Below are 12752 nucleotides of genomic sequence, written 5' to 3' on the forward strand. Positions count from 1 at the left end.
GCCCCTCCGGGGAGGGGCGGGCCGTCGTCACGGAACTACGGGACGTCACTTGTCGGTGTCGTCCTTCTTCTCGTCCTCTTCACCCTCGACGACCGGGATCAGGGAGAGCTTGCCGCGGGAGTCGATCTCCGCGATCTCGACCTGGACCTTGGCGCCGACACCGAGCACGTCCTCGACGTTCTCCACGCGCTTGCCACCGGCGAGCTTGCGGATCTGCGAGATGTGCAGCAGGCCGTCCTTGCCGGGCATCAGGGAGATGAACGCACCGAAGGTGGTGGTCTTGACGACCGTACCCAGGTACCGCTCGCCGACCTCCGGCATGGTCGGGTTGGCGATCGCGTTGATCGTGGCGCGGGCGGCCTCGGCCTGCGAGCCCTGCTGGGCACCAATGTAGATGGTGCCGTCGTCCTCGATCGTGATGTCGGCGCCGGTGTCCTCCTGGATCTGGTTGATCATCTTGCCCTTGGGGCCGATGACCTCACCGATCTTGTCCACCGGGATCTTGACGGTGATGATCCGCGGGGCGTTCGGGGACATCTCGTCCGGGACGTCGATGGCCTCGTTCATGACGTCCAGGATGTGCAGACGCGCGTCACGGGCCTGCTTCAGCGCGGCGGCCAGGACCGAGGCGGGGATGCCGTCGAGCTTGGTGTCGAGCTGGAGCGCGGTCACGAACTGCTTGGTGCCGGCGACCTTGAAGTCCATGTCGCCGAAGGCGTCCTCCGCACCGAGGATGTCGGTGAGGGCGACGTAGTGGGTCTTGCCGTCGATCTCCTCGGAGATCAGGCCCATGGCGATGCCGGCGACGGCGGCCTTGAGGGGCACACCGGCGTTCAGCAGGGACATGGTGGAGGCGCAGACCGAGCCCATGGACGTCGAGCCGTTGGAGCCCAGCGCCTCGGAGACCTGGCGGATCGCGTAGGGGAAGTCCTCGCGCGACGGCAGCACCGGCACGATGGCGCGCTCGGCGAGCGCGCCGTGGCCGATCTCGCGGCGCTTGGGCGAGCCCACGCGGCCGGTCTCGCCGACGGAGTACGGCGGGAAGTTGTAGTTGTGCATGTAGCGCTTGCGGGTCACCGGGGAGAGGGTGTCCAGCTGCTGCTCCATGCGGAGCATGTTGAGGGTGGTGACGCCCAGGATCTGGGTCTCGCCACGCTCGAACAGCGCCGAGCCGTGCACGCGCGGGATGGCCTCGACCTCGGCGGCGAGCGTACGGATGTCCGTGACGCCACGACCGTCGATGCGCACCTTGTCCTTGATGACGCGCTCGCGGACCAGCTTCTTGGTCAGCGCGCGGTAGGCACCCGAGATCTCCTTCTCGCGGCCCTCGAAGGCCGGGAGCAGCTTCTCGCCGGCGATCTCCTTGATGCGGTCCAGCTCGGCCTCGCGCTCCTGCTTGCCGGCGATGGTCAGCGCCTTGGCGAGCTCGGTGCGGACGGCCTTGGTGAGCGCCTCCAGGACGTCGTCCTGGTAGTCGAGGAAGACCGGGAACTCGCCGGTGGGCTTGGCGGCCTTGGCGGCGAGGTCGGACTGGGCCTTGCAGAGCGCCCTGATGAAGGGCTTCGCGGCTTCCAGACCGGCGGCGACGACCTCTTCGGTCGGCGCCTCGGCGCCGTCCTTGACGAGCTGGATGGTCTTCTCGGTGGCCTCGGCCTCGACCATCATGATCGCGACGTCGCCGTCCTCCAGGACGCGACCGGCGACGACCATGTCGAAGACCGCGTCCTCGAGTTCGGTGTGCGTCGGGAAGGCGACCCACTGGCCCTTGATCAGGGCGACGCGGGTGGCGCCGATGGGGCCGGAGAAGGGCAGGCCCGCCAGGATCGTGGAAGCCGAGGCGGCGTTGATCGCGACCACGTCGTACAGGTGGTCGGGGTTGAGCGCCATGATCGTCTCGACGATCTGGATCTCGTTGCGCAGGCCCTTCTTGAAGGAGGGTCGCAGCGGGCGGTCGATCAGGCGGCACGTGAGGATCGCGTCCTCGGAGGGCCGGCCCTCACGGCGGAAGAAGGAGCCGGGGATCTTGCCGGCCGCGTACTGCCGCTCCTCGACGTCCACCGTGAGGGGGAAGAAGTCGAGCTGGTCCTTGGGCCGCTTGGAAGCGGTCGTGGCCGACAGCACCATGGTGTCGTCGTCCAGGTACGCGACGGCGGAGCCGGCGGCCTGCTTGGCCAGGCGGCCCGTCTCGAAGCGGATGGTGCGGGTGCCGAACGTGCCGTTGTCGATCACGGCTTCGGCGTAGTGGGTCTCGTTCTCCACTAGTGATTTCTCCATACTCGTCGTCTTTCGTCCTGCCGCCCGTGTGGCGGAGGACGGTGCGGAGAAGCGCTCCCCTGTGCGGGCCGGTCTTCGATCGAAGCTCCCGGACGTTGTCCCGGGGGCCACTACCGAGGACCGGCGGCGGCCGTGGGGCGCTTCCCCTCGTCATGGTGTCGTGCGTCCAGGTTACTGATCCTGACCCCGGTCCCGCACGTACAGCAAAGGGAGCGGCCCCCTGGAATGGGGGAACCGCTCCCTCTCACAGCGTCCTTACTTGGCGCCGCCGGCCGCACCGCGGCGGATGCCGAGGCGGTCGACGAGCGCACGGAAGCGCTGGATGTCCTTCTTGGCAAGGTACTGCAGGAGGCGGCGACGCTGGCCGACCAGGATCAGCAGACCACGACGGGAGTGGTGGTCGTGCTTGTGCGTCTTGAGGTGCTCCGTCAGGTCCGAGATCCGGCGGGAGAGCATGGCGACCTGGACCTCGGGGGATCCGGTGTCACCCTCCTTCTGGGCGAACTCGGACATGATCTGCTTCTTCGTAGCGGCGTCGAGCGGCACGCGTACTCCTCTTGGTGTTCGATGCGCCCACGAGTGCCCCTGGTCTTGATCTCAGGGGAGCTTCCGTGACTCGGAGGCGAAGGTCCGATGAGCGCAGCCCCCAGGATGATCCGGAGGCGCGTACACAAACGGCCACTGGTCAGAGTACCAGCCGTCAGGAGCACCCCCGGACGGGTATCAGCTGGTGAGTACGCGGATCGAGTGGTAGACCTCGAAAACGGCGAGGCACAGGGGCAGCAGTGTCAGGAGCACGCACGCCTCGGCGATCTCGAGGAAGCGGCCCCAGAAAGGGGTGACGCCCTTGCGCGGCACGATCAGGCCTATGGCCGTGATCAGCGCGGCGACACCGGCGACCGCGGCCGTGAGCCAGATCGTACGGATGTCGAGTCCCCCGCTGTCGCCCTTGAACGCCTCGCGGATCAGTGCGACCGGCGGGTTGAGCGACAGTCCGAGGCCGAGGAGCACGAGTGCGGCGAGGCCCGCCCCCAGGGCGCAGCCGACCTGGGCGGTGTAGCGGAACAGGTGGGCGCGCATCAGCATCGCGATGCCGGTGGCGAGCGCCAGCAGCTGGCCCCAGACGCTGTCCGCGAAGCCGAGCACCGCTGCGGCTCCCACGGCCACCAGCGCGCATCCGCCGACCAGACCGACCAGCAGTTCGTGGCCGCGCCGCGCCTGGGCGGCGATGCGGTCCGCGTCGACCGGGCCCTGCGGCGCCGGGTCGGACGCTCCGTAGTCACCCGTGGTGGTGCGGGGCGGCTCGAAGCCGATCGGGAGACGGGCGAAGCGGGTGGAGAGTCCGGGCAGGAAGGCGAGGAGCCCCACGGAGAGGGGGGCGCACACGGCTGCGGTCTCGGCCGGCTCCATGCCGGTCATGATCGCGATGAAGGTCACGAGCAGGCCGATGGCCGATGCGAACACGAAGGCGACGAACGTGCCGTCGCCTTCGGGGGCGGCGATCATGAGGATCACCGACGCCACCAGCACGGCGGCGCAGGCGAGCAGGAACTGGAGCCTGCCGATGCCCTGGCCGCCGCTGAGCGGCAGGAGCCCGGCTCCGGCGACCGCGGCATTGGTGAGCACGCCGATCCCCAGCGAGATGGACGAACCACGGTCGGCGTAGACGCGCGCGCGCACGCAGGCCAGCGCGAGAAGGAGCAGGGCGGTGACGGCGGCCAGGATGCCCGGCAGGCCGTGCATGTCGTGCCGGACGTCGGAGGTCCACAGCACGAAGCCGAGCAGGACCAGCAGGACCGATCCGCCGAAGAGGCCCGCCGACCGCATGAGGCTGTCGCCCCAGAGGGTGCGGTCGCGTGCGACGGCTGTGGCGACGGCGTCGGAGACGTCGTCGAAGACCGCGGGGGGCAAGGACTCCGAGAAGGGCCGCAGGGACAGCAGCTCGCCGTCGAGGATGCGCTGGCCGGCCAGCGTGCGTCCGCTGTCGAGGACGGTGCCGTCACGGCGCACCAGGTGATAGCCGACCGGTGCGCCCGGGGCGGGGCTCTGCCCGGACAGCCGGAGGATCTCCGGGTAGAGGTCGGCGACGGGGATGTCCTCGGGCAGCGCCACGTCAACGCGGCCGTCGGGCGCGACGACCGTGATCCGGCAGAAGCCGGTTCCGTTGCCGGCCGGAACTCCGGGACCCGGCCGGCCGGATCCGGTAGCCGCCGTTTGGGCCGTCATAGTCACGTGCTGCTCCCCCTCATGGTTCTCCTGGATCTCCCGAAATACGCACCCCTGGATCACGGGTTCCACCTGCGTCCCGAATGACCCATTTTTTTGCGGTAGTTAGCGGATGCGTACGCGCGTCGCGACACCCTACCGCCCTGGGGTCAGCGGGTCCGCCAGTAGGATCCTCCCGCGGACGGAACCCGTCGCCACGGGGGCGCCGATAGGAACAGTTCCGTCCGGCAAGGGAATTGGTGAGCTGTGAGCCAGATCGTCGTCAAGCGCCCACCGCGGGCCCTCCCCTCCGAAGTTCCGGGCGAGCAGGTGCACTTGCAACCTCCGCCCGAGTTGCCTCGCGGGCAGCAGGAGGGGGTGATGATGCAGCTGCTGCCGATGCTGGGTATGGGTGGTTCCGTCGTCTTCTTCTTCATGACGCCGAACCCGATCATGCGGATCATGGGCATGATCATGATCGCGTCGACGATCGCGATGGCGATCGCGATGATCATTCGCTTCCGGCGCGGCACCCAGGGGCAGCTCGCGGACATGCGGCGCGACTATCTGAAGTACCTGACGCAGACCAGACGCGTCGTACTGAAGACCGCCCGGGAGCAGCGCGACGCTCAGTTCTATCTCCACCCGTCCCCGGAGCAGCTGTGGGCGCTCGTCGCCGAGGGCAGCCGGGTGTGGGAGCGCCGTATCGGGGACGCGGACTTCGCTCACGTACGTATCGGCCTGGGCAGCCAGGAACTCGCCACGCCGCTCGTCGCACCCGACACCGCGCCGGTCGATGAACTCGAGCCGCTGACGGCCGGGGCGATGCAGCAGTTCCTGACGACCCACAGCACGCTGGACGGCCTGCCGATGGCGGTCTCGCTCCGTGCCTTCTACCACCTGACGATCAGCGGCGAGGCGGAATCCGTGCGTGCCGTGGCCCGCGCGATGGTCGGGTCGCTCGCCTCGCTGCACTCTCCCGAGGACCTGATCATCGCCGTCGCGGCCGGCCGGGGCGCCGCTCCGCGCTGGGAGTGGGCGAAGTGGCTCCCGCACGTCCAGGTACAGGGCTCCGTCGACGGCGCAGGCAGCCGTCGCCTGATCACCACCGGTGTCGCGGAGCTGGAGGAGATGCTCGCGGGCCGCTTCGACGGCCGGCCCCGGTTCCAGCCGGGTGGTCAGCCGCTCCTCGACCAGCCGCACGTCGTCATAGTGCTCGACGGCGAGTCCGTACCGGCCACGTCAGCGCTCGCTTCGGCCGAGGGCCTTCAGGGCGTGACGGTCGTCGAGATCGTCACGGGCCAGGTCAACGGAGCGCGCGGCGGCCTCTCCATCGTGGTGGATCCCCACTCGCTGCAGCTGGAGTCGGGGCACGGCCTGGTGTACGACGGCCTTCCCGACCTGCTGAGCCACGAGGCCGCGGAGGCACTGGCAAGGCAGCTGGCCCCCCTCCACGTGGCCTCGGGCGGGGACGACGACGAACCGCTGCTCGCCAACCTGGAGTTCACCGATCTGCTGAACCTCGGTGACGCCGCGTCGGTCGACGTGAGCCGGACCTGGCGGGCCCGTTCGCAGGCCGAGCGGCTCCGGGTCCCGATCGGCGTGGGCGAGGACGGCGCTCCGGTGATGCTCGACCTCAAGGAAGCGGCGCAGGAGGGCATGGGGCCGCACGGCCTGTGTGTCGGCGCCACCGGTTCCGGCAAGTCCGAGCTGCTCCGTACGCTCGTACTGGGCCTTGCCGTCACCCATACCTCGGAGACGCTGAACTTCGTCCTCGCGGACTTCAAGGGTGGCGCCACCTTCGCCGGTATGGCGCAGATGCCCCACGTCGCAGCGGTCATCACCAACCTCGCGGACGACCTGACGCTCGTGGACCGCATGGGCGACTCCATCAGCGGTGAGCTCAACCGCCGCCAGGAGATGCTGCGCGACGCGGGCAACTACGCCAACATCCACGACTACGAGAAGGCGCGGGCCGCGGGTGCCCCGCTGCAGCCCATTCCGTCCCTTGTCCTGGTCATCGACGAGTTCAGCGAACTGCTCACCGCGAAGCCGGACTTCATCGAGATGTTCGTGCAGATCGGGCGCATCGGACGTTCGCTGGGCGTCCATCTGCTGCTGGCCTCGCAGCGCCTCGAGGAGGGACGGCTGCGCGGCCTGGAGACCTATCTGTCGTACCGGATCGGTCTGCGTACGTTCTCCGCGGGCGAGTCCCGGGCCGCTCTGGGCGTCCCCGACGCCTACCACCTGCCCAATGTCCCCGGATCCGGCTATCTCAAGTACGGCACGGACGAGATGGTGCGTTTCAAGGCGGCGTACGTCTCCGGGGTGTACCGCTCGGGCGCCCAGCCGGCCACGTCCTCGGGCCCTCTGCCGATGGACCGCAGGCCGGTGGTGTTCACCGCGGCTCCGGTGCCGGTGCGCTACGTACAGCCGACGGCGCAGGCAGCCGTACCCGATGCGCGGAAGGCCGAGGACGACGCGCTCGCCGACACCGTGCTCGACGTCATCGTGCGCCGGCTGGAGGGCCGGGGGGCCTCCGCGCACCAGGTGTGGCTGCCTCCCCTGGACAACCCGCCGTCGCTGGACGAGCTCCTGCCGGGGCTCTCCCCGGTCGAGGGCCGTGGGCTGACCCAGCCCGGGTTCGAAGGCTCGGGACGCCTCGTCGTCCCGCTGGGCGTGGTCGACAAGCCGTACGAGCAGCGGCGCGACACGCTCTACCGGGACTTCTCCGGCGCTGCGGGCCACATGCAGATCACCGGCGGCCCGCAGTCGGGCAAGTCCACGCTGCTGCGCACGCTCATCGCGGGCTTCGCCCTCACCCACACTCCGCAGGAGGTCCAGTTCTACGGACTCGACTTCGGTGGCGGCGGCCTGGCCTCGGTCTCCGGTCTGCCGCATGTCGGAGGGATCGCGTCCCGGCTCGACCCTGAACGCGTGCGTCGTACGGTCTCCGAGGTGTACGGGATCATGGCGCGCCGTGAGGAGTACTTCCGCAGCGCCGGCATCGACTCCATCGCCACCTTCCGCAGGCTGCGGGCGCGCGGTGAGATCTCGGCGACGGACCAGCCGTGGGGCGACGTCTTCCTGCTCATCGACGGCTGGGGCAACTTCCGTACGGACTACGAGGGCCTGGAGCCCGCTGCCGTCGACATCGCGCAGCGCGGGCTCGGCTACGGCATCCACCTGATCGTCACGGCGTCGCGCTCCATGGAGGTCCGGGCCAACCTGAAGGACCACCTGATGAACCGGCTCGAACTGCGGCTCGGTGACGTCATGGACTCCGAACTGGACCGCAAGGCCGCGGTCAACGTGCCCGCCGGTGTCCCCGGACGTGGCCTCACGCCGGAGAAGCTCCACTTCATGGCCGCGGTACCGCGGATCGACGGCATCAACTCCGACAGCGACCTCTCCGAGGCCACGGCGGCCATGAACCAGGAGGTCGCCAGGCACTGGACCGCGGCGCCCGCCCCCGCGGTCCGTCTGCTGCCCCGCGAACTACCGGTCCGCGAACTGCCCGCGGGCTACGCGCAGCCGGACCGCGGGATCGCGTTCGGCATCGACGAGAACAACCTCGAACCGGTCTTCCACGACTTCGAGCGCGACCCGTTCTTCCTGGTGTTCGGCGAGAGCGAGTCCGGCAAGTCGAATCTGCTGCGCCTGCTCATCAAGCAGCTCACCGAGAGGTACGAGGGGAACGCCGCCAAGTTCTTCGTCATCGACAACCGGCGAGCACTCCTGGACGTCACTCCCGCGACGCACCTGGCCGAGTACGTGCCCATGTCCAACAGCATGGAGCACCACACGGACGCGCTGTACGACCTGATGAAGCGTCGTACGCCCTCGCCCGAGGTCACCGCCCGGGAACTGCGCGACCGCAGCTGGTGGAGCGGCCCGACGGTGTACGTGGTCGTCGACGACTACGACCTCGTCTCGACGTCGAGCGGCAACCCGCTGGCCGCGCTCACGGAGATGCTGCCGTTCGCCCGTGACGTCGGCGTGCGGTTCATCATCGCCCGCAGTACGGCGGGGGCGGGCCGCGCGCTGTACGAGCCCTTCATGCAGCGCATCCTGGAACTGGGAGCGCAGGGCCTGATGCTGTCGGGCGACCCCATCGAGGGCGACATCCTCGGCAATGTGCGACCGCGCCCGATGCCTCCGGGTCGCGGGGTCTTCGTCACCCGACGACGCGGGAACCCGCTGGTGCAGACCGGGCTGATGGACGGGGCACGGTAAGGGTTCCGGGGAGCGGGGCAGCGCGGTCGCACCGGTTCACGGCCGGTACGCGCGGCCCCGTCTCCCGCCCTCACGCGGCGGACCGCCGCCGTCTCCCGGCGAAGAGATTCCAGAAGTCCGGCATCACCAGCACACACTGGAGGTTCCACCCATGGCATGGGCCGAGTGGGAGCAGCTGAAGGCCGAAGCGGCCGCCAACGGCGACACACAGATGCAGCTCAACAAAGCCGAACCCGGGGGCAGTGGGGGCAAGAAGGGCGACCTCGCCGTCAACCAGACCGACCTGTCGGGTGTCCGTGACGAAGCCTCCAAGCTGAACACCCGCTTGTGGAAAGAGGCCCGTGTCGCCGTCCCCACCAGCGAAACCGCCGCGGGCAACCTCACCAGCCAGGGGTTCGAGCTCGGCGGCGCACTCCAGCACGTGGCAGACCGGTGGGACAAGCAACTGAAGTCCCTCATGGACGCCTGTGGCCATATATCGGCCCACATGGACTTCACGAAGTACGTGCACCGGAGTGACGACCAGTACGTGAGAAGCAACGTCAGCAGCATCGCCGCGCTCGACCAGGGCTTCGACGACGATTACGCGCCCAAGGGCAAGACGAACAAGGCGGACAACTGATGGATCTCGAATCCTTGCGCTTCGCCCGGTTCGGACAGCTGGACGCCGCCGTCACCGACTGGTCGACCATGGTGAACAACCTCGCCGTCCTGAAGGAGGACGCCCGGGACGGTCTGAAGGCGAAGGCCGACAAGGCGAACTGGGAGGGCGGAAACGCCACTGTCACCAAGGTGTTCGTCCACAAGACGGTGCACGAGTTCGACGACGCCCACAAGCAGGCCAGGTCCTTGTGGAACATCCTCAAGGACACACGTGACGAGTTGAAGGGCTACCAGAACCAGCTCGAACAGGCCCTGGAGCGTGCGCGGGGAAAGAACCTCACGGTCACCACGACAGGTGGTGGTGGTTTCACAGTCACGATGAACATCCACCCGGACCGCGCGGCAGAGGGTACGCCCGTCCCCGAGCACAGCCAGAGCGACGTCACCGCACTCCGCGACGAGATCCAGAAGATCCTCGACAAGGCGACCGAGAGCGACCACACGGGCTCTGTCGCCCTCAGGGCCCTTGCGGACCAGGCCGATCTCGGATTCACGGGCGCCGACTACAAGAACCGGGACTCCGCGGCTGCCGCGATCAAGGAGGCCGACGAGCTGTCGGCGATCGCGAAGAAGAAGCCGGAGGACCTCACGGCCAAGGAGTTCGACCGGCTGAACGCCGGGCTGGAGAAGATGGCGGGAGACGAACTGTTCGCCGCCCGCTTCGCGGAGAACCTGGGGGCTCAGGGAACGCTGGACTTCTGGGCAGGCCTGAACGATCCCCATCGTGCCTATGACATCGGCAGGCAGAGGGTCGACCAGTACGACGAGCTGCAGAAGAACCTGAGCCTCACCCTGGCCACCGCCAGCCAGAGCGATAGCCAGGGAATGGCGAACTGGAAGCGCGAGATGGTCGATCTCGGCAGCCAGCCGATCGCCAAGAACTCCGGCACGCTGGGCTTCCAGGTGATGAGCAACCTGATGCGATGGGGCAACTATGACGACAAGTTCCTCAACGACTACGGCAATGAGCTGATCAAGACCGAGAAGAAGTTCACCGACAACGGACGCCATGGCGCCTGGACGCATCTGGGGATGGACCCTCTCCTCAATCGGACGGGATCCGACTCGGGGTCGGACCCGATGACCGGCTTCATGAAGGCTCTCTCGAACAGTCCTGCCGCCGCTACGGAATTCTTCAGTGACACCTTCGTGACGAAGGATGAGGATCACGACTTCAAGGAAGACACCGACGGGAACGGAAAGAAGGAGATGCGGGAACTCAGCAACTTCGACTACCTCTTCGAGGAGCGGAACTGGCCGGAGGACCAGAACGACAAGGGTGACGAAAGCATCGCCGGGCGGAACGCCATGGCTCTGGCTCTGGAAGCGGCAATAACTGGCCATCCTGCGGGCGAAATACCGGCGGCGGGCCTTCCGGCGCATAACGCAGACCAAGCAAAGCTCATGAAAAGCCTCACCACCTCCATTTCGGACGACCCCGAGCGATTGACCAAACATGGATACATGTCTGACAGTATCGGCCAGATTACGTCCGAGTATCTGCCTGACATCAACAGGGCCACCACCGAGGCCAGCAAGGAGAACGCAAGTGTTCCGAAACTCTTCCCGATCGCCGGCCATGTCGCCGAGCTGGAGCACACAGATGTGACTCGCCTGTTGGTGAGCCTAGGACAGAATCCGGAGGGCTACAGCGCTGTCGAAGTGGGCCAGAAATCATACATGGCCAGCCTCCTTGATTACCACCTGAACCCCGACCTCCCCGCTGACCAGAAGTACCCGCACTCCATCGAAGATACGGTCAAGGAAATTACTCGCAGATCGGGTGAAGTCGGCGGGACTCTTGCCATAGGACGCCAGGAGGCGGTACTGGGGGAAGCGAGGGAAGCCGACGGCGACTTCGAGCATGCAGTGAATCAGAGGAAAGGTGCCGCTTCAGGGGTCATCGGTACCGGTGTGGGAATTGGCACGAGTTTCATTGCCAGCCCAGTTGTGGGAGCTGCAGTGGGAGGCATAGCAGGGACTGCGAGCGGGGCCGTCCTGGAGCAGCTCTTCAAGGACACAGAGCCCGAGAAGGTGAAAGAGGCGGGAAAGACCGTCGGAGAGCTTTGGGAAGATAGCACACAAAGAAATACGGAACTTGCCAGGATTGCGGCAGATAGCGCCGCCAGGACACACAGCTCACCTGACGTAGAAAAATTCGAAGAGTGGACAAGAGACGGGACTCGGGACGGGTTCAACGACGCTTCCACAGCAGGCCGCCAGATGGCAAACGATCTTGAGACTGACATTCCCAGCGGCTGACGGCCGCCATAACCGCACGGATGGATCCAGTCAGCTAGCGAACGCTCATTCCAATACGACTCTCAAGCAATATTCCACCCAAAAGGAAGCAATGTGGAAATATCAGCACTGATGGATAGGCGCACCCCTCGGAACCGGAAGCTTCTGCCCTCGATTGCCGGAGTAGCAATCTTGGCGATCTCCAGTTTGGCCTGCTCCGCGCCCGAGAAATCCTACGAGACCCCAGACTCGCTCTGCGGAAAATCCGTCCCCTCCAAGCTCCTAGATCCCTTCATGCCGCCAGGAAAGAGAGTATCCGTAGTCTCACGCAACGAAACGGAAGGGATCAGAAGGTGTCGCATATACGTGGACGATAAGGAGGTTCTATCAGCTAGTTCCGAGTGGCTGAATAAGGATAGGTCATTGCTCGAGGTCGCCGCAATGGCATACAACAATGTCGACCCCGGAGACAGGAAAACAAAAGACGGGAAGTACATCTACTCGCCAACAGGTGCAATCGGAAAAGTGACCTGCCTAACACCGCCCACGAGCAGCGAAAGAGTATTCGCAAGTATTCGCATTTCAGGAGGGAAGCCCAACGCGAAAGCACTTAAGGATCTGATTCGCGAATACGCAGAGGAACTCAAGAACTCAGACCACTGCTCGTAGATATCGGTGAAACGCACGAAAGATGAACCTCACTCTTCGCTTTAAGCGGAACGACCAGTTAGATTACTGCCGCGGCAGCGACGTCATAGCCACCCTAGCTTGGGGTGACAAACACGACCTCAAGCGGATTCAATGGCGAGGACTCGGGAGAGCTACGCAGCGCAACTTTTGGGCAAATAGGTCGATTGGGGACCGTTTGCAGAGTGAACTACCCTCAGCCGCTTCCCACACCCCGCGCGATACAACGCCACCGCGTCGTTCCTGAACTCCACTGGATATGGGGACTCCCGTCCCGCCAGGACCCCCCTTCCTCGGACCCATTGTCAGAGTGTCCACAGCACGGGAGTCACCTCAGAGGGAGCAGTGCCCCCGCAACGTCGCTCGTTTAGGCCGCATGGGCCATATCTCGATGTCGGCGTGACGGTGTGCCTGGTGGTGTGATGCGTGGGCTCGTCGCGCTGGTG

7 protein-coding genes are annotated in these 12752 nt (G+C 66.5%); 4 read left to right on the forward strand and 3 right to left on the reverse strand.

Going from position 1 to position 12752, the window contains the following annotated elements:
• Nucleotides 1-45 precede the first annotated feature (45 nt).
• The 3 genes from ACFU5K_RS29270 to eccD all read right to left on the reverse strand — a co-directional run bounded on the left by ACFU5K_RS29270 (nt 46) and on the right by eccD (nt 4500).
• Nucleotides 46-2259: a polyribonucleotide nucleotidyltransferase gene (locus ACFU5K_RS29270; RefSeq protein WP_384066944.1), complete on the reverse strand. Its 2214-nt coding sequence runs from the start codon at nt 2257-2259 to the stop codon at nt 46-48.
• Between the two features lie 270 nt (nt 2260-2529).
• Complete coding sequence (rpsO, locus tag ACFU5K_RS29275; protein ID WP_003965855.1) at nt 2530-2820, reverse strand: 30S ribosomal protein S15; 291 nt, start codon at nt 2818-2820, stop codon at nt 2530-2532.
• 177 nt (nt 2821-2997) lie between these two features.
• Complete coding sequence (gene eccD / locus ACFU5K_RS29280; RefSeq protein WP_384066946.1) at nt 2998-4500, reverse strand: type VII secretion integral membrane protein EccD; 1503 nt, start codon at nt 4498-4500, stop codon at nt 2998-3000.
• Nucleotides 4501-4746: 246 nt separating this feature from the next.
• Here eccD and eccCa point away from each other — a divergent pair, with 246 nt between their 5' ends.
• The 4 genes from eccCa (at nt 4747) to ACFU5K_RS29300 (ending at nt 12288) form a co-directional block, all read left to right on the forward strand.
• Nucleotides 4747-8715: a type VII secretion protein EccCa gene (gene eccCa, locus ACFU5K_RS29285; protein ID WP_384066936.1), complete on the forward strand. Its 3969-nt coding sequence runs from the start codon at nt 4747-4749 to the stop codon at nt 8713-8715.
• Between the two features lie 151 nt (nt 8716-8866).
• Entirely contained in the window at nt 8867-9337 is a 471-nt protein-coding gene (locus ACFU5K_RS29290) for a hypothetical protein (protein WP_384066938.1), read from the forward strand.
• The gene (locus ACFU5K_RS29295; protein ID WP_384066940.1) at nt 9337-11640 is read left to right on the forward strand and encodes a hypothetical protein; all 2304 of its coding nucleotides are present in this window, start codon (nt 9337-9339) and stop codon (nt 11638-11640) included. Before ACFU5K_RS29290 ends, ACFU5K_RS29295 begins: the two co-directional genes overlap by 1 nt.
• Before the next feature lie 93 nt (nt 11641-11733).
• Complete coding sequence (locus ACFU5K_RS29300) at nt 11734-12288, forward strand: hypothetical protein (RefSeq protein ID WP_384066942.1); 555 nt, start codon at nt 11734-11736, stop codon at nt 12286-12288.
• The last annotated feature ends 464 nt before the right edge of the window (nt 12289-12752 follow it).

Origin of the sequence: Streptomyces sp. NPDC057428 (assembly GCF_042803195.1) — a bacterium.
Classification (GTDB): Bacteria; Actinomycetota; Actinomycetes; order Streptomycetales; family Streptomycetaceae; genus Streptomyces.

Bases quoted from the DNA above. Each gene is read 5' to 3' on its own strand.
- eccD (WP_384066946.1), bottom strand. From the start codon at position 4,500: ATGACGGCCCAAACGGCGGCTACCGGATCCGGCCGGCCGGGTCCCGGA.
- ACFU5K_RS29290 (WP_384066938.1), top strand. From the start codon at position 8,867: ATGGCATGGGCCGAGTGGGAGCAGCTGAAGGCCGAAGCGGCCGCCAAC.
- ACFU5K_RS29295 (WP_384066940.1), top strand. From the start codon at position 9,337: ATGGATCTCGAATCCTTGCGCTTCGCCCGGTTCGGACAGCTGGACGCC.